The organism is Mannheimia varigena, from assembly GCF_013377235.1.
GTDB lineage: Bacteria > Pseudomonadota > Gammaproteobacteria > Enterobacterales > Pasteurellaceae > Mannheimia > Mannheimia varigena.
On record NZ_CP016226.1, the window covers coordinates 1,770,925 to 1,796,764 of the forward strand.

Sequence of the window (25,840 nt, forward strand, 5' to 3'; positions counted from 1 at the left end):
TGAGGAAATTTTGCAAATGGCAACGATGAAAGATATTGCTCGTTTGGCGAAGGTGTCCACCTCCACTGTTTCCCACGTTATCAACAGCAGCCGTTTTGTGAGCGAGGAAATTCGGGAAAAGGTGCTGCGAGTGGTGCAAGAGCTGAATTATACCCCCTCCGCTTTGGCTCGCAGCCTTAAGGTGAAAGAGACCAAAACGATCGGCATGTTGGTGACCGCCACCAGCAACCCTTTCTTTGCAGAAGTGATGGCAGGGGTGGAGCAATATTGCCAACAGCATCATTACAACTTGATTATCGCCACCACCAATGGCGATGCTGAACGCCTGCAGCACCATTTGCAAATGCTGGTGCAACGGCAGGTTGATGGCTTACTGTTAATGTGTGGCGATGCAAGGCTAAACAGCGGTGAGCAGTTAAATATTCCACTGCCGCTTGTGGTGGTGGACTGGTGGTTTACTGAGCTAAATGCGGATAAAATCTTTGAAAACTCAATATCTGGCGGCTATCTTGCGACAAAAACCTTGATTGAAGCAGGGCATCGCAAAATCGGTATCATCACGGGCAATCTCAAAAAATCCCTCGCTCAAAACCGTTTGGAAGGCTACAAAAAAGCCTTAACGGAAGCGAACATTCCGCTGAATCCAAATTGGATTATCGAAAGCCATTTTGATTTCGCCAGCGGCATTGAGGGAATGAACAAATTGCTCGAACAGCCCGAAAAACCGACTGCCGTGTTTGCTTGCAGCGACACCATAGCGGTTGGGGCTTACCAAGCTGTTTGGCAGAAAGGCTTAACTGTGCCGAACGATATTTCGATTATCGGCTACGATGATATTGAGTTAGCGAAATATCTCTCTCCTCCGCTCACTACTATCAGCCAACCGAAAGCAGAGCTTGGCAAATTGGCGGTGGAAACCTTGTTGAAGCGGATTAGGGCGAAGTCGAGCGATTTCCAAACCATTATGCTTGAGCCTGAATTGGTACAGCGAAATTCGGTTCGTCAGATAAAGTAAAACGCTGAATATTTTCATATTCAGCGTTTTTTATGCGTCTTAATTTAGCCTTTTTGTTGCTCTAAATAGAGAACCGTTGCCGCCACACGAGAATGCACGTTTAGCTTGCGTAACAGGTTACGGATATGCACTTTCACCGTTTCTTCCGAAATAAAGAGCTGGGCTGCGATCTGTTTATTTGACATCCCTGTTGCGATCCACTGGAGAACGTCTAATTCTCGGTCGGTTAAACAGCTTAGCGGATCATTTTCCGGCTGGCGATTGAGCAAGTGTTGGCGAACCGTTTCGCTTAACACCACCTCACCAGCTGCCGCTCGGCGAATGTTATCTAACAATTCCGGTGTGTCGGTATCTTTCAATAAATAGCCATCAACTCCGGCGTCCATTAAGGCAAATACGTCCGATTGCTCATCTGAAACGGTTAGCACAATAATGCGAGCATCTACACCCTGCGCTCGCAACGAACGCAGCGTATCCAATCCGGAAAGCCCCTTCATATTTAAGTCTAAAATGATGACGTCCGGCTCAAGCTGTAATGCCAATTTGATGCCATCTGTGCCGTTGCTGGCTTCGCCTACCACGGTAAATTTATCGTCTAATTCCAATAACTGACGCATTCCCTGACGCATTAACGGGTGGTCATCAATTAATAAAATTGTTGTTGGAGTTGCCATTTCTTTCTCCTTTTTTTCTTCATAATCGGTTAATTCTGCAATTATTACTGCGAAATAGCAAGTTTACGATTTTAATAAATGCCTCTTTTTTGATCTTAGCTAAGTTTTTAATTCATCAAGAAATTGCAAAACTTTGCAAGAAAAAGACCGTTTGTTCGGCTATAATAGCCCCAATTTTTATTTTGAAATATGAAGAATATGACGAACCAAACCACCTATTTCGCCACCGCAGCCCGAGGTTTTGAGGAAATACTCAAAACCGAGTTGGAACAAATTTGCGGGGCAGAATGCAAAGTCGCCCAAGGCGGCGTGCATTTCACCACTACGCAAAAAGGGGCGTACCAAGCGTTGCTACACAGCCGCCTAGCCTCTCGCATTTTACTGCCGTTAATCACTACCAAAATTTTCAGCGACAGCGATTTATACGCTTCCATCGTTTCCTTTAACTGGGCGGAACTGTTCGATCCTCGTGATACTTTTTTTGTGGATTTTAACGGCACTAACCGTGAAATTCGCAACACCCAATTCGGGGCAATGCGTGTCAAAGACGGCATTGTGGACTATTTTGAACGCAAAGGCTCAGCTCGCCCAACGGTGGATAAAGACAATCCAGATGTACGAATCCACGTCTATTTAGATCGTGAAAATGTGGTGATCTCCCTTGATCTGAGCGGCGATGCTCTACACATTCGAGGCTACCGTGAAGAAACCGGCAAAGCCCCTTTGCGTGAAACCTTGGCGGCAGCGATTGTGCTACGCTCCGGCTGGAAAAAAGGTACGCCGTTGGTTGACCCGATGTGCGGCTCAGGCACGCTACTGATTGAAGCAGCTCAAATGGCAGCGAATATTGCCCCGCAATTGCACCGCAAATATTGGGGCTTTAATGCGTGGAAAGGGCATAATGTCGAATTATGGCGTGAAGTGTTAGATGAAGCATTTAATAACGTAGGGGCGAATCATCATTCGCCTGAATCCCCAATGTTTTACGGCTTCGATCTCGATCACCGTGTGCTTGCCAAAGCCAAACAAAACGCTAAAAATGCTGGCGTGGATCATTTAATCCAATGGCAACAAGGTGATGTGGCGGCACTTAAAAATCCATGCCCGGAACAAGTCGGCACAGTGATTTGTAACCCACCGTACGGTGAGCGTTTAGGCACAACACCTGCGTTAATTGCGCTCTATTCCGTATTCGGGCAGCGTTTAAAACAGCAATTCGGCGGCTGGAATGCCTCGATTTTCAGCGGCGAGCCTGAATTATTAAATTGCCTGCGTTTGCGCTCTGCCCGCCAGTTCAAGGCGAAAAATGGCCCGTTGGATTGCGTGCAGAAGAATTATTTGATCAGCGAAAATGCCAACAAGCGGTCAGATTTAGACGAAAATTTACAATTTGAGCAAAACAGCCAAGTGGCTCCGGATTTTGCGAACCGCCTTGCGAAAAATATCAAAAAAATCGAAAAATGGGCGAAGCAGCAGGGCATTGATGCCTACCGTTTATACGATGCCGACTTGCCGGAATATAATTTGGCGGTGGACAGATACGGTGATAACATCGTGGTGCAAGAGTACCAAGCCCCGAAAAATATTGATGAGCAAAAAGCTCGCCAACGCTTGCTGGATGCGGTTTCTGCCACGCTTTATGTAACCGGCGTGGAAACCAACAAATTGGTGCTGAAAGTTCGCCAAAAACAGAAAGGCACGAATCAGTACGAAAAATTGGCGAACAAAGGCGACTATTTCTACGTCAATGAATATGGGGCGAAACTCTGGGTAAACTTGACCGATTATCTGGACACCGGCTTGTTCCTCGACCACCGCCTAACCCGTAAAATGGTGGGCGAAATGGCGAAAGGCAAAACGTTCTTGAACCTGTTTGCCTACACCGGCTCGGCAACCATTCACGCTGCACTCAATGGGGCGAAATCGACCACCACGGTGGATATGTCGAACACCTATTTGAACTGGGCGGAGCAGAATTTGGAACTGAACAATTTACCACTACGTAATAATCGCTTGTTCCAAGCTGATTGTTTGCAATGGCTGGCGGAATGTCGGGAGCGTTTTGAGCTGATTTTCGTGGATCCGCCAACGTTTTCTAACTCCAAACGAATGGAAGACAGCTGGGACGTGCAACGAGATCACATCAAGCTGATGACGCAGCTCAAACGCATTTTAACCGCAGATGGCACCATCGTGTTCTCGAACAACAAACGGGGTTTCAAAATGGATTTTGACGGCTTGGCGGAACTCGGCTTGACGGCAGAAAATATCTCGCACAAAACCCTACCGCTTGATTTTGAACGCAATCCGCAGATTCATAATTGTTGGATTGTGAAGCATATATAATCGTTACGAGGTAGGGGCAAATTGCAATTTGCCCCTACGTTTTCAACTGGAGTGTAAAATGTTAGATATTGTTTTATACGAACCTGAAATTCCGCAAAACAGCGGAAACATTATCCGCCTTTGTGCCAACTGTGGCTTTCGTCTGCATATGATTGAGCCGTTCGGTTTCGCTTGGGACGACAAAAAACTCCGCCGCTCAGGGCTGGATTATCACGAGTTTGTCGATATTCAAAAATACAAAAACTTTGAGGATTTTTTGGAACGAGCCAAGCCGAAACGCCTGTTCGCCCTCACCACCCGAGGCGAACAAAATCATAGCGATGTGAAATATGAGTTGGGCGATTTCTTAATGTTTGGGCCAGAAAGCCGGGGTATTCCAAAGCCATTGTTGGCGGAAATGCCGATGTCGCAGAAAATCCGCATTCCAATGTGCAAAGACAGCCGCAGTATGAATTTATCCAATTCCGTTGCGGTGGTGGTGTACGAAGCGTGGCGGCAGTTCGGCTACCAAAATGCCGTATCGCCACAGTCGATTTAAGCATAACAAGCGGTCGGAAATTTGCAGATTTTTGCAAAAATCCGACTGCTTAAATTTTATGTGATCCAGATCACAAAAACAGCATAAAAAATAGAATTTGAAGTTATATTTCATTAAAATCATAAAAAATGAAGCAATTCATTCAATATTTATATTTTAAGGAGATATTATGCGTTTAATTCCATTAGAAACGGATCACGATGTTAGTGTTTGGGCAGCTCGTTATATTGTTGATCGCATTAATGCGTTCAAACCGACTAAAGAAAAACCGTTCGTGCTTGGTTTGCCAACCGGCGGTACGCCAGAAAAAACTTATAAAGAATTAATTAAACTCTATCAAGCGGGTGAAGTGAGCTTTAAAAACGTGGTAACATTTAATATGGACGAATACGTTGGCTTACCTAAGGAACACCCTGAAAGTTATCATAGCTTTATGTTCAAACACTTCTTTGATCACGTTGATGTGCCGTTAGAAAATATCAATATTTTGAACGGTATGGCGGAAGATGTTAATGCAGAATGTGAACGTTACGAAGAAAAAATCCGTTCTTACGGCAAAATCCACCTCTTTATGGGCGGTGTAGGTGTGGATGGTCACATTGCGTTCAATGAGCCAGCTTCTTCACTCTCTTCTCGCACCCGTATCAAAACCTTAACCGAAGATACTCGCATTGCGAACTCTCGTTTCTTTGATAATGATGTCAGCCAAGTACCAAAATTTGCGTTAACGGTGGGCGTTGGCACATTGCTTGATGCGGAAGAAGTGATGATTTTAGTTACAGGTCATAATAAAGCTCTAGCATTACAAGCGTGTGTGGAAGGTGCCGTGAACCACCTCTGGACAATCAGCTGCTTGCAGTTACACCGCCGTGGCATTGTGGTGTGCGATGAGCCGGCAACCCAAGAGCTGAAAGTTAAAACTGTGAAGTATTTCAAAGAGTTAGAGAAAAACGTAGCACGTTAGTGCTTGATTATAAGCGGTTCTTTTCGCAAAAAATGTTGCAAAAACGACCGCTTGTTGCCATAAAAAGGAACGAAAAATGACCTATTATGCCTTAACAAATTGTGTGATTTACACCGGTGAAGAGGTGTTGTATCAGCACGCTTTAGTGGTGAAAGATGACAAAATTGCCGAGATTACGCTAGAAGAAAATTTACCAAGCGATTTAGAAAAAATTGATTTAGCTGGTGCGAATTTATCTGCCGGTTTTATCGATCTGCAATTAAACGGCTGCGGTGGCGTGATGTTTAACGAGGAAATCACCACTCGTACCTTAGAAATTATGCAGGAAACCAACCTCTGTTCAGGCACAACCAGCTACTTGCCGACATTCATCACTTCGCCTGATGAGGGGATGAAGCAGGCAGTTTCGGTAATGCGTGACTATTTAGCCAAACACAAAAACCAAGCATTGGGGATTCACTTTGAAGGCCCTTATTTAAGTGTGGCGAAAAAAGGGGTACATCGCCCGGAATTTATCCGTGAAATCAGCCCTGAAATGTTGGATTTTCTCTGCGAAAACAGCGATGTGATCACCAAAGTCACTATTGCGGCGGAAAACCCAACTGCTAACCACATTAAACATTTTAACGAGGCGGGTATCATCGTCTCCATCGGGCATTCCGATGCGACTTACGCTGAAACCAAACAACGCATTGCCGAAGGGGCATCATTCGCTACCCACTTGCACAATGCGATGTCGCCGGTGAGCAACGGACGTGAAGGTGGCGTAGTTGGTGCGGTGCTAGACAGCGACATTTACGCCGGCATTATCTGCGATGGCTTGCACGTAGAGTGGGGAAATATCCGCATTGCGAAAAAAGCGAAAGGCGATAAATTAGTGATCGTAAGCGATGCGGTAGCTGCTGCTGGTAGCGATATTGAATCGTTCATTTTCGTCGGCAAAAAAGTGACGGTAAAAGATGGCAAATGTTACGATGAGTTTGGTGCTTTAGGCGGAGCAGCGGTTACGATGATTGAATCGATCCGCAACGTAGTTCTGCATTGTGACATTAGCCTCAATGAAGCAATCCGAATGAGTACCCTTTACCCAGCGAAAGCAATCGGTGTGGATGATACGCTCGGTTCATTAGAGGTAGGTAAAATTGCAAACTTAGCTATTTTCGATAATCAATTTAATGTAAAAGGCACGGCAGTGAACGGACTATTACATTGGAATTAAGATGTTCTTTAATAAGGCTACACTTGGTGTAGCCTTTTTGTTATTACACGCCTAAAAAGTGGTTTAAATGCTAATCGTTTTTAACTAGAATAGGACAGTTTATTTATCGTTTAAGGAAAAAACGTGTTTAGCGTTGAAAATGCAACCTTTGATATTCCAACTCGGCGTTTATTGCATCCGATTTCATTGCAATTTGAGCGAGGTAAAGTTTATGGCTTAATCGGGCATAATGGTTCGGGTAAATCCACCTTAATCAAGTTACTGGCAAAACAAAATCCGTATTCATCGGGCAGAATTACCTTTAATCAAAAAGAGCTAAACGAATGGTCTAACCGTGAATTTGCCAAGCAAGTTGCCTATTTGCCCCAGCATTTACCGCAGGCCACTAACCTCACTGCCCGAGAGCTGATCGCAATGGGACGTTATGCGTGGAACGGTTTATTTGGCCGCAATAAAGCGGAAGATAACGCTGCCATTGAACGAGCGTTATCCCTAACTCACACCGAAAAATTTGCCGATCAGCTGGTGGATGTGCTGTCTGGCGGCGAACGTTCCCGTATTTGGCTGGCAATGTTGCTGGCTCAGCAAAGCCAATTTTTATTGCTTGATGAACCGCTTGCCGCCCTTGATATAGCTCATCAAATTGAAGTGATGCAGTTGGTGCAAAAGCTTGCCCACGAGCTAAATTTGGGCATTATTATTGTGATTCACGATATTAATTTAGCCTCAGGTTATTGCGACCATCTCATCGCTTTACACAGCGGAAGATTATTAGCGGAAGGGAATTCTCACCAAATTGTGAATTCTCCCTCATTGAAAGCCATTTATGGCATCGACCTTAATGTGATTGAACACCCTGAAACCAAACGACCAGTGAGTTTTTATTAATGACTAATCTGATGAAATTATTACAAGCGGTTGTTTTTTCTCTTTTTTTTACTAACATCACCTTAGCCGGCGAATCGCAAAGAAGTTTCGCCACACTGGATTGGACAGTCGCCGAAACGTTAATTGCATTAGGCGAAACGCCTGTTGCCGTGGGCGATGTGGATAGCTATCAAAAATGGGTAAAAGAGCCTGCTTTACCTAAAAGCGTGAAAGATCTCGGCATTCGCTTACAGCCTAATATTGAACAGTTATTGTTACTTTCCCAAAGCCAAGAGAATCAGTCGTTACATTTTATTAATAGTGGTTTTTATGCTCAAGCTACGCCAATGTTAGCTCGCTTTACCAAGCAGATTGATATTGTAGATTTTTATCGTGAGGGTGATGCGTGGCAAAATATTCTCAGTGCATCGGAAAAAGTGGCAGAGCTGATTGAAAAGCCAGAAGCCTTCAATACACTCAAGCAGCGTTATTTGCAAAAAATTGAGCAAATTCGACCGCTTGTAGCGCCATATCTAGATCGCCCTATTGCCTTAGTGCAGTTTATCGACACACGACATTTACGAATTTATGCGAAAAATAGCCCCTTTGGTGCGGTGCTTTCGCAGCTTGGTTTTGAAAATAGTTGGCGCGGTTCACACAATAATTGGGGCTTTGAAGTGATTAACGTAACGCAATTAGTCAGCTTGCCACAAAACAGTCGATTTGTAGTGGTTAAGCCTTATCCTACAAATATAGCTTCAGCATTGAAATATAATAGTATTTGGCAACGTTTAGAAATGGCAAAAACACCGTTGATTTTACCTGAAGGCTGGACTTTTGGCGGTATTCCTTCCGCTCAACGTTTTGCTGATGTACTGGCAAATGCGTTAATGAATGGAGGTGAAGAGTGGTAGCTAAACCTATTTTACGATTAGGCTTGTTACTAGCGGTCATTTTTTGTGGGTTATTTGCCATTTTATTGAATGCACAATTACCGAGTGAAACGAGTGTTTGGGCGTTGTTTCAAGCTACTGAAAATGTAGAGCTGCTTTTAGTACAAAACTACACGCTTCCTCGTGTAGTAATGGCATTATTGGCAGGGGGAATTTTAGGTTTTGCCAGTTTGTTATTACAACAAGTCTTAGCTAATCCTCTAGCTTCGGATTATTCACTTGGTATCAGCAGTGGTTCGCAATTCTCCTTATTTCTTACGGCGATTTTTGCTCCGCAATGGTTAGAACAGGGTTCAAGTGTGATTGCTCTTTTTGGTGCGGTATTGAGTTTGGTGTTGGTATTAAGTCTTGCAATGAGAAAAACAATGTCGGCATTGTTGCTGATTTTAGCAGGTTTAGTCGTTAATCTTTATTTTGGCTCATTTTCGGCAATGATGATGCTATTTTACCCAGAGGAAGCAAGAGGGCTATCGCAATGGGGAGCTGGTTCACTTACTCAAGAAAGTTGGCGAGATAGCCTTTGGCTGATCGTTCAATCTGTGCCAACTTTTGTGCTAGTTGCAGTGTTAATTCGCCCTTTAACGATTTTATCACTGAATGACAATAATGCTCAAAGTCTAGGAGTATCAGTTGGAAAGTTACGATTCATAGGGGTGTTGGTTTCAGCATTTTTAATTGCTGTAGTGGTATCTGCAGTAGGAATGCTTGGGTTTGTTGGGCTAACAGCCGCAACAATGGTTCGTCAGTTTGGTGTCAGAACTTTAAGAGGGCAGTTAATTTCTGCTTTTAGTTTTGGAGCATTGTTACTTTGTGTTACCGATTTATGTTTACAATTGTTAGCTCATTTTAAAGGAATCAATTTACCAACAGGGGCAATTACAGCTTTACTTGGCACGCCATTATTATTGTGGTTAATGTTTAAAGCTTTGCCTCATACAGGGCGAGTGCAAGAAACGTATTTGCAAAATAGTCGCAAAATTTCACCGCTTGTAATCGGATTCATTATATTTGGATTTATGGCAGCAGTGTTATTGGCGTTATTTATGGGCAATGCTGAAGGCGGTTTATCGTTTATCAAGATAGAAACGCAATGGGAGAAAGGACTGCTGGAAATTCGTTACCCGCGTGTATTAATTGCGCTGTCGGTTGGCATTTTATTAGCTGTAGCGGGGGTGATTTTACAACGTTTAACTCTTAATCCAATGGCAAGCCCTGAATTACTGGGAGTATCTTCAGGTACGTCAATGGGAATTTTAGTGATGCTATTTCTCTTTTCTGCACAGCAAACTGAATATTTTTGGTTAGCAGGAGTTTTAGGAGCATTGGCAGTGTTGTTTGTCATTACATTGATTAATCAAAAGAGCGGTATGTTGCCAGAAAAGGTATTGCTGACGGGGATTTCGCTTTCCGCCTTTTTTGATACATTGCAACGTATTGCCATTGCCAGTGGTGATCCAAGAGCTAATCAACTCATTGCATGGACATCTGGTTCGACTCAAAGTGTGAGTGCGGAGCTTGCATTACCTTTTGCTATTACAAGTATTGTGTTATTACTTGTCAGCTTAATGTTTAGCCGCTGGCTAGAAATATTATCTTTACAAGCCCCTGTTGCTCAAGCGTTAGGGCTGAACCTTAAACAGGTTCGTTGGATACTGATTTTATTTAGTGCTTTATTAACTGCGTTAGCCACCTTGATTATTGGTCCACTCAGTTTTATTGGTTTACTTGTGCCACAAATTGCAAGATTTTTAGGGGTAACGAGGGCTTATCAGCAACTATTCATTTCAGCTTTGTTAGGTGGTTTGATTATGGTGTTAGCAGACTGGTTTGGCAGACAAATTATGTTCCCGTATGAACTCCCTGCGGGGTTAGTAGCAACCCTGATTGGAGGCACTTATTTTTTACTAATGGTAAGGAAAGTTTAATTTTCTTTTCATTTACTTAAATGAGATTCATTATTATAATCGCCAAAAATTTTGCATTTTCTCAATAAATTGTCTAAGGAATTAAAATGAAAAAAGCATTCGCATACACAGCAATTTCGCAAGTAGTGCTACTTGCAATAGCACAAGGTGCTATTGCTAATGAACAGAATGCATTGCTTGATGAAGTAACAGTATCAAGCGGTTCAATGTATAAAATGGGTGAAGTACCATTTCATCAAGCTAAATCTGCGGTGGCGGTTACTCGTGAACAATTAGACGATCAAAAAGTCGATAAACTAGATGAAATCGCAAAATACCAAGCAGGTTTTGCGAATCAAATTTTTGGAAACGATACTAACACTAACTGGTTTCGTGTACGTGGGGCAGAAGTTTCGCAAGCTGTAAATGGTTTGCCAACCTTTAGCTATGGTTTCTTTACACCTTATGTAGACAGTTTCGGTTTAGAAGCTGTAGAGGTGACAAAAGGTGCAGATTCGATGACTTTTGGTGCGGCTAATGGTGGTGGTTTGATTAACTATGTAACTAAACGAGCTCACCGTGAAAAAATCGGGCAGGGCGAATTTAAAACGACGTTTGGTAGCCATAACCAGTATGGTTTTGCAGCGGATTATACAGGCAAGATTTTAAATGATGAGAGCTTGCGTTATCGTGTTGTCGGAAGTTATTTAAGCCGTGATGGAGAATGGTATTTAACGAATAATCAAACGTTGTATGTTGCCCCAACTATTGAATGGGATATTAGCGATAAAACACGTTTTACCTTATTAACCAGCTATCAAAGAGATCATGGTACGCCAAGTAGTAACTTCTACCCAGCTTATGGAACATTAGTGCCAGCGGCGAATGGTTATATTGATCGCTCGACAAATTTAGGTGATCCGGTAAACGATACTGAAACTAACCGTCAATATAGTGTTGGTTATGAGTTCAGCCATAACTTTGATAATGGATTACGTTTAAATTCGAGCTATAGATATCAACATGCTCAGAACTTCCATCGTGGTTCTTATCCTTTTAGTACTGTTGATGCAAATGGTAATATAGATCGTGGAGTGGTATATAACAATGGTAAAGCGATTTCACATACATTAGACAATCATTTAAGCTGGGACTATAACAATGATTGGCTGAAAAATACATTGGTTGTTGGTGTGGATTATCGACATAACAGAGTAGATACAATGTATTCACCTGATGGGTGGGCTTGGGGATCAACGGCATCTCTCTATGGTAATGCTTATGCTACCTCACCTACAAATATTTATAATCCACAAATAGGTTGGGGGAAAGCTCAAGATACGAAATTTGATACTCAGCATTATATGCTTAAAGGGCGTCAATTAGGTTTCTATTTGCAAAATAACGCTCGTTTAGCTGATAAATATATTTTAGGTTTAGGTGTTCGTCACGATCGTTCTAATGTATCAGAAGGCAATTTATCCGAAGATGCTAAATATAATGTAACCTCTTATTCTGGTTCATTTATGTATGAGGCACCGTTAGGTCTTAACCCATACTTTAGCTATAGCGAATCATTCAATATGCCGTTGGGTGTGAGTGGTGTAAACAAGCTCTATGATCCACAAATCACTCGCCAATATGAATTAGGGGTGAAATATGTGCCAACTTGGTTAGATGGTACGATTTCTGTAGCTGGTTTCCGTGCAAAAGATACTGGGGCGTTACAATCTAAAGATGGCGGTGTAACTGTGTCTAGCGGTGATCCGATTTACCGTAAAGGTATGGAAGTTCAGATTGATGCTAATTTAACTGAAAACTGGAATGCAACGCTTGCTTATACTTACACGAAGTCTGAAACAAAGGTAGCAACAGATCATACTTATAATACTGGTTTAGCAATAGGTACAAAATACCGAAATCAATATATTCCAACTAATATATTATCAGCTAAAACTGCTTATACATTTAATAATGGTGCATTAAGTGGCTTAACACTTGGAGCAGGTATCCGTCATATTGGGCATAGTGTTGCAACTAAATCACTCTATAACAACTACTCACATTATCGAGTACCGTCAGCAACCGTAGTTGATTTAATGGCTCGCTATGCAATTACGCCAAGCTGGATTGCACAAGTAAATGTAGATAACGTAGGCAACCGCCGTTATGTCGCCGCTTGTGATTTCTATTGCTACTATGGTGCAGAGCGTAAAATTAGTGGTTCTTTAAGCTATAAATTTTAATCATAACAGCATATAATCAAAAGGCAGGCATTGTGTCTGCCTTATTTATTAGGGAGAATAAAATGCAATTTAAAGATTACTTAGCGACTTTTCCAGCCATCGATCACCTTTCAGGCTTAGATGTGATTAATAGCGGTGAAGTAATGCAACATATTCCAGCAATTGAAGGCAAACTAGGCTCGCTCAGACTCTACTATGCACTTTATGAAAAATTTGATGGAAAATTAGATGCCACAGTAGCAAAACAAGGCATTGAATGGTTTGCGGAGCACGTTGAAGATGCGAAAGTCAACGTGGGCAAGCACCCGAATATTGATTTGTTATTCAAAGTGATTGATAACGATCTTTCACTGGATTTAGTGCCGGTTGCGAAGTAACTTATTGATTTATAAGAAAATACAAGCGGTCATTATCTGCAAAAAAATTGCAAATAATGACCGCTTGCTTATTAAATGGAATTATTTCACGGTAATGCGTGCAAATTTGCGTTTGCCGACTTGGTAAACAAAAGTGCCTTTTTGAGCATTTTGTTTCACATCTTCGACTTTCTCACCGTCAATTTTCACACCACCTTGTTGAGCCGAGCGGATTGCTTCAGAAGTTGATGGCACTAAGCCCGCCTCTTTCAGTAATGCGGCTAAACCGATGTCGCCTTCAAAAGTAAATTCCGGCATTTCGTCCGGGATTGCCCCTTTTTGGAAGCGGTTAATGAACTCTTGTTCTGCAGCATCGGCGGCGGTTTCATCGTGGAAGCGTGCGATGATCTCTTTCGCTAACAGAATTTTCACATCACGAGGGTTTTTGCCGTTCGCAACATCTGCTTTTAATTGGGCGATTTCGTCTAATGGGAGGAATGAAAGTAGGTTGTACCAATCCCACATTAAATCGTCTGAAATCGACATAATTTTGCCGAACATTTCGCTTGGAGCTTCCGTCACGCCAATGTAGTTGCCGAGGGATTTCGACATTTTTTTCTCACCGTCTAAGCCAACGAGAAGTGGTAACGTCATCGCTACTTGCGGTTTTTGCCCTGCAGATTTTTGTAATTCACGTCCTACCAACAAGTTGAAGGTTTGGTCTGTACCACCAAGTTCCACGTCTGCTTTCAGTTCAACAGAGTCGTGGCCTTGTAATAATGGGTAGATAAATTCGTGGATCGCAATCGGCTGTTGGTTGGTGAAGCGGTTTTTGAAATCTTCACGCTCAAGCATACGGGCAACGGTGTAGTTGCTGGCTAAACGGATCATTCCTTCTGTACCTAATTTGCCAAGCCAATCGGAGTTAAACACGATTTTGGTTTTTTGCGGATCTAAAATTTTGAAGATCTGCTCTTTGTAGGTTTCCGCATTGCGTAACACGTCTTCACGGCTTAATGGCGGACGAGTTGAGTTTTTGCCTGACGGATCGCCTACCATTCCGGTGAAATCGCCGATTAAGAAATAAACTTCGTGACCAAATTGTTGGAATTGGCGAAGTTTGTTCAAGACTACGGTGTGCCCTAAGTGAATGTCTGGAGCCGTTGGGTCTGCCCCTAATTTAATACGTAATGGGCGGTTTTCTTTTAATTTTGCGATTAAATCTTCTTCTGAGTAAATATTTTCCACGCCACGCTTGAGTTCGGCAAGGAGCGATTCGATAGATTGAGTCATTGATCTTTCCTTTCTTAATATGTCAAAAAATGCTTCTATTATAGCGGTCTGAATTGAAATTGATAGGCTTTTTGCAGCGAAGATGAAAAAAACGCCGCATTCTGTGGGGGAAATACGGCGTAAAGAGTTGGAGTGATTACCTATTATTTTTGAAGTGAGTTGATGATAATAGTTCTCAAATAATAAGTCAATAACTTTTTGAGAATTATTATCAACAAAATAAAAAAGCTCCCGAGAGAAGATATTCGGAAGCTTTTGTAGCGTACAATGGCTACATATTCGCAATATATTTTAACATCACTCCAGCGGCAATCGCCGAGCCGATCACCCCTGCCACGTTCGGGCCCATTGCGTGCATGAGCAAGAAGTTTTGTTTGTCATATTCTTGCCCCACTTTGTTAGAAACACGAGCTGCCATCGGCACCGCTGAAACCCCAGCCGAGCCAATCAGCGGATTGATTTTGTGTTTGCTGAAGCGATTCATAATTTTCGCCATAATCACACCGCTTGCCGTGCCGATACCAAAAGCGATCACACCGAGCACCAAAATCCCTAACGTTTGCGGTTGGAGGAATTTATCTGCCACTAATTTCGCCCCAACGGATAAGCCGAGGAAAATCGTCACGATGTTGATCAACGCATTTTGAGCAGTGTCGTTCAAGCGTTCCACCACGCCGCTGGTGCGGAGCAAGTTACCGAAACAGAACATACCGAGTAGTGGTGCCGCATCAGGTAACAGCAACGCAACAAGAAGCAGTAGCACAATCGGGAAAATGATTTTTTCACGGTTGCTCACTTCACGCAGTTGCGTCATACGAATTTTGCGTTCCTGCTCGGTGGTTAAGGCTTTCATAATCGGCGGCTGAATAAGCGGCACTAACGCCATATAAGAGTAAGCCGCAACTGCAATCGCCCCGAGCAATTCAGGAGCGAGTTTGCTGGCTAAATAGATGGCGGTTGGGCCGTCTGCCCCACCGATAATCCCAATCGCTGCCGCTTGTGGCAAGGTAAAATCAATAATGCCAAGCCAGTTCAAGCCTAACGCCCCAAGTACGGTTGCAAAAATACCGAATTGAGCCGCTGCTCCAAGTAGCAACATTCTAGGGTTTGCAAGCAATGGCCCGAAATCGGTCATCGCCCCCACGCCCATAAAGATGATAAGCGGAGCAACGCCATAGCCAATCGCTACTTTGTAGAACAAAGCCAGCACACCAGCGGTATAGCCCATATCGCCAGCCATCACTTCCAATTCGTTTTGAACGGAAGGGGCAGAAAGTGCAATCGCATCTTTGATGGCGTGCAGATCAAGGCTAGAGCTATTCACTTTCGCCGCGACCATCGCAAGCTGTTCCGCCGTGCCGCTATGGAGCAAATTGTCTAATGCCGTCATTGCCATTCCGGCTTCGGGAATGTTCGACATCAATCCACCAAAACCAATCGGCACGAGCAAAAGTGGCTCAAATTTTCGGGAGATAGCAAGCCAGAGCAGAAGCACGCTCACCGCAATCATCACAGCTTGCCCCCACTCGAGATGCATTATTCCCATTCCTTTAAACAGAGCAATAATACCTTCCATATCTCACCTCTACGCAATGCTCATCAAGGTTTGATTAACAGCAACCACATCGCCCTGTTTCACATTAATGCCTTGCACTGTACCGGATTTTGCCGCACAAATTTGAGTCTCCATTTTCATCGCTTCAAGAATCAGCAACACATCGCCCTCGGCAACCTGTTGTCCTTCTTTCACTTCCACTTTCAAAATATTGCCTGCCATCGGTGCATTCACCGGCTCGGCATTTGCAGATTTTTGAGTGGAATTGACCGCTTGTTGAGCAGGGGCAGCAGCGGTAGTTGGAGCGATATTGGTAATATCTCCCCCTTCGCTCACTTTCACCACAAAAGCTTTGCCTTCAAGCTCAACGGTGTAAACTGCAGAACCTGATTGCGGCTGAGCTTTCGGAACAGCTGCAGCCGGTTTCACATCATCGGCACTCGGCACCGGCTCAAAGGCAGACGGATTGTTGCGGTTTTCCAAATATTTCCAACCGATTTGTTGGAATAGTGCCACGATTAATACATCATCAATAGTATTTTCAGAAAGCGTAATACCTTTTTCTTTTGCTTGAGCGGTCACTTCTGCGATCAATTTCTCCACTTCCGGTGGAATATGATCCGCTGGGCGATCGGTCATCGGAGCAGCCCCTTCCAGCACACGATCTTGCAACGCTTTATTCACTGGAGCTGGTGTACGGCCATATTCTCCTTTTAAGATGCCAGCAGTTTCTTTAGCGATGGTTTTGTAACGCTCGCCCATTAACACGTTCATTACCGCTTGTGTTCCGACAATTTGCGAGGTTGGCGTAACGAGCGGAATGTTGCCCAAATCTTCACGCACTCGTGGAATTTCTTGCAACACTAAATCTAATTTGTCGGAGGCATTTTGCTGTTTGAGCTGGCTTTCAAGGTTAGTGAGCATTCCGCCTGGCACTTGAGCCACTAAAATTCGGCTGTCGATACCTCGTAATTGTCCCTCAAATTTCGCATATTTTTTACGCACATCACGGAAGTAAGCCGCAATTTTTTCTAATTCAGGAATTTGCAAGCCCGTGTCATACGGCGTGCCTTGCAAGGTTGCCACGATGGATTCGGTAGCAGGGTGACCATAAGTACCGGACATTGAAGAAATGGAGGTGTCCACACCATCCACACCGGCTTCAATCGCTTTAAGTAACGCCATTTCTGCCATACCGGTGGTGGAGTGGCAATGCAAATGAAGTTCCACATCGTAGCGTTTTTTGATTTCGCTCACCAACTCGTGAGCTGCCATAGGCGTCAAAATCCCCGACATATCTTTGATAACCAAAGAATCCACGCCGATTTCTAATAACTGCTCGGTCACATCTAACCACGTTTGCAGCGTATGAACCGGGCTTGTCGTGTAGCTCAATGTGCCTTGTGCGTGTCCGCCGTGTTTTTTGACCGCTTGTAACGCTGCCTGCATATTGCGAGGGTCGTTCAAGGCATCAAACACACGGAAAACGCTCATTCCGTTGGCAACAGAACGCTCTACGAACTTATCCACCACATCATCGGCATAGTGACGATAACCCAACAGATTTTGCCCACGTAGCAACATTTGCAGTGGAGTTTTCGGCATTGCTTTTTTCAGCTCACGCAAACGCACCCACGGATCTTCCCCTAAAAAGCGAATACAGCTGTCAAAGGTCGCACCGCCCCATGCTTCCAAAGACCAATAGCCGATTTTGTCGAGCTCGGCGGCAATCGGCAGCATATCATCCAAACGTAAGCGGGTCGCAAAGAGAGATTGATGAGCATCACGCAAAACTACATCGGTGATCGCAATTTTTTTCTGTTGAGTTGTCATAATGTTATTCCTTCTTATTATTTGAATTTGTTAAAGATTTTGACCTTGCACTCTACGATGATGAGCAATGGCCGCAGCAATAACCGGACGTAAACGTTCTAAATCATCGGCTGGAGCAGGTGGCACGGCTTTCGGCATAGGTGGTGTTGGAATCGGCTCAGGAAAATAGCGGTTTATGAGGGCGGAGAGGCATGTAATGGCATAAATTAAAGCAAGCAGGAAGAACATTACAAATCCCATTCCCGCAAACATCAGATTTAACCCTTCGCCAAAAAGTTCTGCGTTTGTCATAGTGATTTCCTTCATTAAATAGCGTTTGAATTAAACCAAAAAATAAAGAAAATAGAGTGAAATTTCAAATGCTTTTGTGTATAAATGATGAATGGATCACAAATTATTTTTACAAGTGGTTAAATTTTACAATTTTTTTACTAATCTTAACCGCTTGATAACTTTTGATGGGTAATAATAAATGGATTAATCTGTTGCCTCTCGCTTTCTGAGGTAGGTAGCAAAGCGTGGTTTGCCCGATTCAGTTAGCCCTCGATATTTGTAGGTAATGGTCGATCCAATCGGCGGCGGATTTTCCCGATCTTTATCTTTAAAACCGGAGCCGATACGAAAACGCCCACGCTGGTTTTCGCAACTCACCGCTCCGAGCTTGTTCGCATATTTCCCTTTGCCTTTATGGTGGGCGATGACGGTGCACTCTTCATCTAACACCGGTTTGATTTTCAAAATTTGAGCGGAACGCCCATTCACATAAGCTGCATTCGGATTTCGCACCACCACGCCTTCGCCACCTTTTGCCAGAACAGATTGATAAAATTGCTCCAAATGGGTTTTATCTTGAATCGGAATCTGCTCAATAATCTCAATGTGCGGCGTGGGGTGCTGGTTTAGGTATTTTCGCAAAAAATCCAACCGCTTGAATAAATCTCCCTCCGCATTCGGCACATCAAAAACGTGCAATTTTAGCTTATACCAACCTTTCGGCTCGGCAGAACGGACGATGGACGAAATTTCCTCGAATTTCCCCACCTCGCTAAACAGCTCGCCATCAATGGCAAACGGCGGGAAATGTTGAATGAAATAATCTGGTGGATTGAGAGGATAACCTTGACGGCTCATCAGCTGCTTACCGTCCCAAAAGCCACGCACGCCATCTAACTTCTCGCTCATCACCCAACCGGAAAGATCCTGATCTTTATACTGCCCGAGCAGCATCAAGTCAGGTGATTTCGCTAAAAGAGCAGGGCAGAGTAGTAATAAAAAGAGAAGTTTTTTCATAGTGCCTCCAAGAATTGAAGGCACTATAAAATAAAGAAAGGAAAGCGTCAGAAAAGAAATTCAAATTTTCGATGCAGATCGCAAAAATTTTCTCAAATTTGACCGCTTGCACGCTTAACGCACGGCTTGCACCAACGCTGAAATATCCTCGCTGAAAGTTTCCAGCTTCGCCATTTCTTCAATTTGGGCGTGAGAATATTTCTTCGCATTGTAAACTACCACCATACTCACATCGCCCGGTTGCAAGAAATTCGTTTCGCCAAATGGGGTGTAGCGAGTTGCCCCAATGCTGATAACCGCTTGGGTTGGGTAATTTGCCTGTTTGAGCATTGCCGCAATGTGGTTCATCGGGCCTTCGTCCGGCTGGTGGTTCATTTGATTGACAATCCAATCCAATAATTTTTGGTGGAAATAGCTATATTCCACCGCTGGGCTGTCGATGCCGTAAGCATTCAGCTCACCATTACGTTTGTGGAAGCAAGCGATGTTGTAGTGATCGAGCGTACCTCCCTCGTTGAAATGATCAAGTGGAAGCTGCGTGGCGGAAATCCCTTTAGACGATGCTCCCCAGTTTTTCTTCTCACAAATTTTGCGAGCATTCGGACGACGGATTGAACAGTCGTTGTAAGCAGCAAAATGGGTTGGAATGAGTGCGGTGACTTGGTTGTTTTCGTAAGTGATGTCACAAATCAAGGCGATTTCAGGCTCAATTTGCAGATTATCTGCATCTTGCGGAAAATTAATTGCATCATTTGAGAGTGGATAAGTAGCAAGAAATTGGTAATCCCCTAAATTATCCGCTGGCACATAAAACGGGAAAATCGCTTTCGGCTGAACCGCCTCAGCTGTTTTGACTTTAGCAAAATCCGCCGCCTCGCCAGCTTGTTCCAAATGTCCAGCAAAGTTGCCGGCAACGCCTAAGCCGATAAAATGTTTTGTAGTCATAGATAGTCTCCTTATTTAAATTAATTCTGCTAAGTATAAAGTAATATAAAACAATAAATTACATAATTTAACCAACTTGTTGCAAAATTATGCAAGCGGTCAAATTTTTCAATTTTTTTGCAAAAAGTACTTGCGTTCATTTTATATTTCTCTATAATGCACCCCACACAACGACGCATTGTTGTGAAGAGATTAAGTTTGATTCCGGTGCGTCGTTTTGTTTTGTTCTTTAACAATTTATCAGACAATCTGTGTGGGCACTTGTTGATTGACTTGATTTTAAAAATATATTTTAAAACTTGAAGTCTTAATAGGTGCTAACTAGAAATTCATTTAACTTTTTTAAGTTTTCTTATTAAAGTGTGATTTTATGTCAGCAGTATTGAGCGATTAAACTTTTTGAATTGAAGAGTTTGATCATGGCTCAGATTGAACGCTGGCGGCAGGCTTAACACATGCAAGTCGAACGGTAACAGGGAGAAGCTTGCTTCTTTGCTGACGAGTGGCGGACGGGTGAGTAATGCTTGGGAATCTGGCTTATGGAGGGGGATAACTACTGGAAACGGTAGCTAATACCGCGTAATGTCTTTGGACTAAAGGGTGGGACTTTCGGGCCACCTGCCATAAGATGAGCCCAAGTGGGATTAGCTAGTTGGTGAGGTAAAGGCTCACCAAGGCGACGATCTCTAGCTGGTCTGAGAGGATGACCAGCCACACTGGAACTGAGACACGGTCCAGACTCCTACGGGAGGCAGCAGTGGGGAATATTGCACAATGGGGGGAACCCTGATGCAGCCATGCCGCGTGAATGAAGAAGGCCTTCGGGTTGTAAAGTTCTTTCGGTAGCGAGGAAGGCAGACTTGTTAATAGCAAGTTTGATTGACGTTAACTACAGAAGAAGCACCGGCTAACTCCGTGCCAGCAGCCGCGGTAATACGGGGGGTGCAAGCGTTAATCGGAATAACTGGGCGTAAAGGGCACGCAGGCGGACTTTTAAGTGAGATGTGAAAGCCCCGGGCTTAACCTGGGAATTGCATTTCAGACTGGGAGTCTAGAGTACTTTAGGGAGGGGTAGAATTCCACGTGTAGCGGTGAAATGCGTAGAGATGTGGAGGAATACCGAAGGCGAAGGCAGCCCCTTGGGAATGTACTGACGCTCATGTGCGAAAGCGTGGGGAGCAAACAGGATTAGATACCCTGGTAGTCCACGCCGTAAACGCTGTCGATTTGGGGATTGGGCTTTAAGCTTGGTGCCCGTAGCTAACGTGATAAATCGACCGCCTGGGGAGTACGGCCGCAAGGTTAAAACTCAAATGAATTGACGGGGGCCCGCACAAGCGGTGGAGCATGTGGTTTAATTCGATGCAACGCGAAGAACCTTACCTACTCTTGACATCCAGAGAATCTTGTAGAGATACGAGAGTGCCTTCGGGAACTCTGAGACAGGTGCTGCATGGCTGTCGTCAGCTCGTGTTGTGAAATGTTGGGTTAAGTCCCGCAACGAGCGCAACCCTTATCCTTTGTTGCCAGCGATTAGGTCGGGAACTCAAAGGAGACTGCCGGTGATAAACCGGAGGAAGGTGGGGATGACGTCAAGTCATCATGGCCCTTACGAGTAGGGCTACACACGTGCTACAATGGCGTATACAGAGGGCAGCGACCCAGCGATGGTGAGCGAATCTCACAAAGTACGTCTAAGTCCGGATTGGAGTCTGCAACTCGACTCCATGAAGTCGGAATCGCTAGTAATCGCAAATCAGAATGTTGCGGTGAATACGTTCCCGGGCCTTGTACACACCGCCCGTCACACCATGGGAGTGGGTTGTACCAGAAGTAGATAGCTTAACCTTCGGGGGGGCGTTTACCACGGTATGATTCATGACTGGGGTGAAGTCGTAACAAGGTAACCGTAGGGGAACCTGCGGTTGGATCACCTCCTTACCAAAAATCAAGAAGCGAGAGCTTGAAATGACAGCAAGTGTTCACACAGATTGTTTGATAAAGCAGTAGGACAAGAGATGAATGAGATTTAGGCATTCAAACGGTTAGAATCTTGAAAGGTTTTGCAAAAATCGTTAGAATATTCGACCTAAAATGGCAAAGCGGAAAGCATCTTTAAATGTTGTCCCCATCGTCTAGAGGCCTAGGACATCGCCCTTTCACGGCGGTAACCGGGGTTCGAATCCCCGTGGGGACGCCATTTAAAGATGATTTTTATTGTCTTAATGTTCTTTAAAAATTTGGAAACAAGCTGAAAAACTGAGAGATTTTCGAAAGAAAGTCTGAGTAGTTAAAAAATCTTAGCTGAACAAAGGCAGCTAAGTGTTTAGTTGAATAATATCGCTTCAAATCAATTCGTTTGACTTGTTTAAATGAAAATATTTGAGGTTGTATAGTTAAGTGACTAAGCGCACAAGGTGGATGCCTTGGCAATCAGAGGCGATGAAGGACGTGCTAATCTGCGAAAAGCTTGGATGAGTCGATAAGAGGCGTTTAATCCAAGATGTCCGAATGGGGAAACCCAGTAGGTGAAGAACCTACTATCATTTACTGAATCCATAGGTAAATGAGGCAAACCGGGAGAACTGAAACATCTAAGTACCCCGAGGAAAAGAAATCAACCGAGATTTCGTTAGTAGCGGCGAGCGAACGCGAAAGAGCCAGTTAGTGATAGCGGATTTATTAGAGGAATGAGCTGGGAAGCTCAATCGTAGAGGGTGATAATCCCGTACTCGAAAATATTTCCGTGGTACTAGGCTAACAACAAGTAGGGCGGGACACGTGATATCCTGTTTGAAGATGGGGGGACCATCCTCCAAGGCTAAATACTCCTGATTGACCGATAGTGAACCAGTACTGTGAAGGAAAGGCGAAAAGAACCCCGGCGAGGGGAGTGAAATAGAACCTGAAACCTTGTGCGTACAAGCAGTGGGAGCAGATTTATTCTGTGACTGCGTACCTTTTGTATAATGGGTCAGCGACTTATATTTTGTAGCAAGGTTAACCGAATAGGGGAGCCGTAGGGAAACCGAGTCTTAACTGGGCGTGTAGTTGCAAGGTATAGACCCGAAACCCGGTGATCTAGCCATGGGCAGGTTGAAGATTGGGTAACACTAATTGGAGGACCGAACCGACTAATGTTGAAAAATTAGCGGATGACTTGTGGCTGGGGGTGAAAGGCCAATCAAACCGGGAGATAGCTGGTTCTCCCCGAAATCTATTTAGGTAGAGCCTTATGTGAATACCTTCGGGGGTAGAGCACTGTTTCGGCTAGGGGTCCATCCCGGATTACCAACCCGATGCAAACTGCGAATACCGAAGAGTAATGCATAGGAGACACACGGTGGGTGCTAACGTCCATCGTGGAGAGGGAAACAACCCAGACCGCCAGCTAAGGTCCCAAAGTACTAGTTAAGTGGGAAACGAAGTGGGAAGGCTTAGACAGCTAGGATGTTGGCTTAGAAGCAGCCATCATTTAAAGAAAGCGTAATAGCTCACTAGTCGAGTCGGCCTGCGCGGAAGATGTAACGGGGCTAAAACTAGTCACCGAAGCTGCGGCATCAGTGGTAACACTGTTGGGTAGGGGAGCGTTCTGTAAGCGGATGAAGGTGAGTCGAGAGGCTTGCTGGACGTATCAGAAGTGCGAATGCTGACATAAGTAACGATAAAACGAGTGAAAAACTCGTTCGCCGGAAGACCAAGGGTTCCTGTCCAACGTTAATCGGGGCAGGGTGAGTCGGCCCCTAAGGCGAGGCTGAAAAGCGTAGTCGATGGGAAACGGGTTAATATTCCCGTACTTGGTGTAATTGCGATGTGGGGACGGAGAAGGTTAGGTTATCAGGGTGTTGGATATCCCTGTTTAAGTTGGTAGGTGGAGTGTTTAGGCAAATCCGGACACTTATTAACACCGAGAGATGATGACGAGGCTCTACGGAGCTGAAGTAACCGATACCACGCTTCCAGGAAAAGCCACTAAGCTTCAGATTACACTAAACCGTACTATAAACCGACACAGGTGGTCAGGTAGAGAATACTCAGGCGCTTGAGAGAACTCGGGTGAAGGAACTAGGCAAAATAGCACCGTAACTTCGGGAGAAGGTGCGCCGGCGTAGATTGTAGTGACTTGCTCACGAAGGTTGAACCGGTCGAAGATACCAGCTGGCTGCAACTGTTTATTAAAAACACAGCACTCTGCAAACACGAAAGTGGACGTATAGGGTGTGATGCCTGCCCGGTGCTGGAAGGTTAATTGATGGTGTTATCGCAAGAGAAGCTCCTGATCGAAGCCCCAGTAAACGGCGGCCGTAACTATAACGGTCCTAAGGTAGCGAAATTCCTTGTCGGGTAAGTTCCGACCTGCACGAATGGCATAATGATGGCCAGGCTGTCTCCACCCGAGACTCAGTGAAATTGAAATCGCCGTGAAGATGCGGTGTACCCGCGGCTAGACGGAAAGACCCCGTGAACCTTTACTATAGCTTGACACTGAACATTGAATTTTGATGTGTAGGATAGGTGGGAGCCTTTGAAGATGACACGCCAGTGTTGTTGGAGGCGTCCTTGAAATACCACCCTTTAACGTTTGATGTTCTAACGAAGTACTCGGAACGAGTACTCGGACAGTGTCTGGTGGGTAGTTTGACTGGGGCGGTCTCCTCCCAAAGAGTAACGGAGGAGCACGAAGGTTTGCTAATGACGGTCGGACATCGTCAGGTTAGTGCAATGGTAGAAGCAAGCTTAACTGCGAGACAGACAAGTCGAGCAGGTGCGAAAGCAGGTCATAGTGATCCGGTGGTTCTGAATGGAAGGGCCATCGCTCAACGGATAAAAGGTACTCCGGGGATAACAGGCTGATACCGCCCAAGAGTTCATATCGACGGCGGTGTTTGGCACCTCGATGTCGGCTCATCACATCCTGGGGCTGAAGTAGGTCCCAAGGGTATGGCTGTTCGCCATTTAAAGTGGTACGCGAGCTGGGTTTAGAACGTCGTGAGACAGTTCGGTCCCTATCTGCCGTGGGCGTTGGAGAATTGGTTGGGGCTGCTCCTAGTACGAGAGGACCGGAGTGGACGCACCGCTGGTGTTTCGGTTGTGTCGCCAGACGCATTGCCGAGTAGCTATGTGCGGAAGAGATAAGTGCTGAAAGCATCTAAGCACGAAACTTGCCAAGAGATGAGTTCTCCCAGTCTATAAGACTGTAAGGGTTGTTGGAGACTACGACGTAGATAGGCGTGGTGTGTAAGCGTTGCGAGACGTTGAGCTAACACGTACTAATTGCCCGAGAGGCTTAACTATACAACGCTCAAGTGTTTTTATGAGAAAGAAGAAAACACAAGTGGAGAAACTAAACGCATAAAGAAAAAAATACACTCAGAATAATCAGCTTGTTTTTGAATTTTGACCCAATTATCCCGATGACCATAGTGCTGTGGTTCTACCTGATTCCATACCGAACTCAGAAGTAAAACGCAGTAACGTCGATGGTAGTGTGGTGATTCGCCATGTGAGAGTAGAGCATCATCGGGTTTTACTGAATAGATAGAAGAAAATAGATAACGAAGAATAGATACAGAAAGCGCCCCTAAGTAGAGATACTTAGGGGTTTTTGTTTTTTATTTTATCTTAGCATAGAAGGTTATTTTATAAAATAAGGTATGAAAATGACCGCTTGTTACCTGAAATGAGGTAGCAAGCGGTTGTTTTGCGAGAAAGTTGCAAAATAAAATTTAATCCCCATTTATAAAATATATTAAATTATCTTTTTACCTTTGTAGTATTAACATAATATCTTTTTATATTGATTGGTATAATAGTACAATTCAAATACTTATTTCTATAATAT

Annotated in this window: 17 protein-coding genes, 1 tRNA gene and 3 rRNA genes; 14 read left to right on the forward strand and 7 right to left on the reverse strand. The window is 44.3% G+C overall.

The window, feature by feature from the left end; translation table 11 throughout:
- Window positions 1-16: 16 nt before the first annotated feature.
- A complete protein-coding gene (locus A6B40_RS08295) occupies window positions 17-1,015 on the forward strand; it encodes a substrate-binding domain-containing protein (RefSeq protein ID WP_176672112.1) in 999 nt (332 codons plus the stop codon).
- A 44-nt stretch (window positions 1,016-1,059) separates the two neighbouring features.
- Here the strand turns inward: A6B40_RS08295 and narL are convergent, their stop codons facing one another.
- Complete coding sequence (narL, locus tag A6B40_RS08300) at window positions 1,060-1,689, reverse strand: two-component system response regulator NarL (protein ID WP_176672113.1); 630 nt, start codon at window positions 1,687-1,689, stop codon at window positions 1,060-1,062.
- Between the two features lie 198 nt (window positions 1,690-1,887).
- Here narL and rlmKL point away from each other — a divergent pair, with 198 nt between their 5' ends.
- The 9 genes from rlmKL (at window position 1,888) to A6B40_RS08345 (ending at window position 13,103) form a co-directional block, all read left to right on the forward strand.
- Complete coding sequence (rlmKL, locus tag A6B40_RS08305; protein WP_176672114.1) at window positions 1,888-4,035, forward strand: bifunctional 23S rRNA (guanine(2069)-N(7))-methyltransferase RlmK/23S rRNA (guanine(2445)-N(2))-methyltransferase RlmL; 2,148 nt, start codon at window positions 1,888-1,890, stop codon at window positions 4,033-4,035.
- Between the two features lie 58 nt (window positions 4,036-4,093).
- Window positions 4,094-4,573: a tRNA (uridine(34)/cytosine(34)/5-carboxymethylaminomethyluridine(34)-2'-O)-methyltransferase TrmL gene (trmL, locus tag A6B40_RS08310; protein WP_025216646.1), complete on the forward strand. Its 480-nt coding sequence runs from the start codon at window positions 4,094-4,096 to the stop codon at window positions 4,571-4,573.
- A gap of 169 nt (window positions 4,574-4,742) precedes the next feature.
- On the forward strand, window positions 4,743-5,537 hold the full coding sequence (gene nagB, locus A6B40_RS08315) for a glucosamine-6-phosphate deaminase (protein WP_025216647.1): 795 nt from the start codon (window positions 4,743-4,745) through the stop codon (window positions 5,535-5,537).
- Between the two features lie 76 nt (window positions 5,538-5,613).
- The gene (gene nagA / locus A6B40_RS08320) at window positions 5,614-6,756 is read left to right on the forward strand and encodes an N-acetylglucosamine-6-phosphate deacetylase (RefSeq protein WP_176672115.1); all 1,143 of its coding nucleotides are present in this window, start codon (window positions 5,614-5,616) and stop codon (window positions 6,754-6,756) included.
- A gap of 123 nt (window positions 6,757-6,879) precedes the next feature.
- Window positions 6,880-7,644: an ABC transporter ATP-binding protein gene (locus tag A6B40_RS08325; protein WP_025342997.1), complete on the forward strand. Its 765-nt coding sequence runs from the start codon at window positions 6,880-6,882 to the stop codon at window positions 7,642-7,644.
- 11 nt (window positions 7,645-7,655) lie between these two features.
- The gene (locus A6B40_RS08330) at window positions 7,656-8,537 is read left to right on the forward strand and encodes an iron-siderophore ABC transporter substrate-binding protein (protein ID WP_418887710.1); all 882 of its coding nucleotides are present in this window, start codon (window positions 7,656-7,658) and stop codon (window positions 8,535-8,537) included.
- Entirely contained in the window at window positions 8,531-10,501 is a 1,971-nt protein-coding gene (fhuB, locus tag A6B40_RS08335) for a Fe(3+)-hydroxamate ABC transporter permease FhuB (protein WP_176672117.1), read from the forward strand. Before A6B40_RS08330 ends, fhuB begins: the two co-directional genes overlap by 7 nt.
- A gap of 86 nt (window positions 10,502-10,587) precedes the next feature.
- Window positions 10,588-12,726 (forward strand): TonB-dependent siderophore receptor, encoded by a 2,139-nt coding sequence (locus A6B40_RS08340; protein WP_176672118.1) that lies wholly within the window; start codon window positions 10,588-10,590, stop codon window positions 12,724-12,726.
- 62 nt (window positions 12,727-12,788) lie between these two features.
- Window positions 12,789-13,103, forward strand: a complete 315-nt coding sequence (locus A6B40_RS08345) for a DUF2322 family protein (protein ID WP_176672119.1) — start codon at window positions 12,789-12,791, stop codon at window positions 13,101-13,103.
- Between the two features lie 81 nt (window positions 13,104-13,184).
- On the opposite strand, the gene tyrS is transcribed toward A6B40_RS08345, so the two are convergent.
- The 6 genes from tyrS to A6B40_RS08375 form a co-directional block, all read right to left on the reverse strand.
- Window positions 13,185-14,375, reverse strand: a complete 1,191-nt coding sequence (gene tyrS, locus A6B40_RS08350) for a tyrosine--tRNA ligase (protein WP_176672120.1) — start codon at window positions 14,373-14,375, stop codon at window positions 13,185-13,187.
- Between the two features lie 271 nt (window positions 14,376-14,646).
- Complete coding sequence (locus A6B40_RS08355) at window positions 14,647-15,951, reverse strand: sodium ion-translocating decarboxylase subunit beta (protein ID WP_176672121.1); 1,305 nt, start codon at window positions 15,949-15,951, stop codon at window positions 14,647-14,649.
- Window positions 15,952-15,960: 9 nt separating this feature from the next.
- A complete protein-coding gene (gene oadA / locus A6B40_RS08360; RefSeq protein WP_176672122.1) occupies window positions 15,961-17,763 on the reverse strand; it encodes a sodium-extruding oxaloacetate decarboxylase subunit alpha in 1,803 nt (600 codons plus the stop codon).
- A gap of 30 nt (window positions 17,764-17,793) precedes the next feature.
- Window positions 17,794-18,054, reverse strand: coding sequence for an oxaloacetate decarboxylase subunit gamma (locus A6B40_RS08365; RefSeq protein ID WP_025216657.1), 261 nt, complete (start codon window positions 18,052-18,054; stop codon window positions 17,794-17,796).
- A 186-nt stretch (window positions 18,055-18,240) separates the two neighbouring features.
- Window positions 18,241-19,053 (reverse strand): DNA ligase, encoded by an 813-nt coding sequence (locus A6B40_RS08370; protein ID WP_176672123.1) that lies wholly within the window; start codon window positions 19,051-19,053, stop codon window positions 18,241-18,243.
- A 114-nt stretch (window positions 19,054-19,167) separates the two neighbouring features.
- Window positions 19,168-19,998 carry a DUF5718 family protein gene (locus tag A6B40_RS08375; protein ID WP_176672124.1) on the reverse strand — a complete coding sequence of 277 codons (831 nt, stop codon included), beginning with the start codon at window positions 19,996-19,998 and terminating at the stop codon, window positions 19,168-19,170.
- A gap of 401 nt (window positions 19,999-20,399) precedes the next feature.
- Between A6B40_RS08375 and A6B40_RS08380 the strand changes: the two genes are divergently transcribed.
- The 4 genes from A6B40_RS08380 to rrf all read left to right on the forward strand — a co-directional run bounded on the left by A6B40_RS08380 (window position 20,400) and on the right by rrf (window position 25,524).
- Window positions 20,400-21,939: ribosomal RNA gene (locus tag A6B40_RS08380) — 16S ribosomal RNA — on the forward strand.
- Window positions 21,940-22,122: 183 nt separating this feature from the next.
- Window positions 22,123-22,198: transfer RNA gene (locus A6B40_RS08385), tRNA-Glu, on the forward strand.
- A 194-nt stretch (window positions 22,199-22,392) separates the two neighbouring features.
- Window positions 22,393-25,293: ribosomal RNA gene (locus A6B40_RS08390) — 23S ribosomal RNA — on the forward strand.
- A 115-nt stretch (window positions 25,294-25,408) separates the two neighbouring features.
- A 5S ribosomal RNA gene (rrf, locus tag A6B40_RS08395) occupies window positions 25,409-25,524 on the forward strand.
- Together the 16S, 23S and 5S rRNA genes with 1 tRNA gene alongside form the textbook arrangement of a ribosomal RNA operon.
- Window positions 25,525-25,840: the final 316 nt, after the last annotated feature.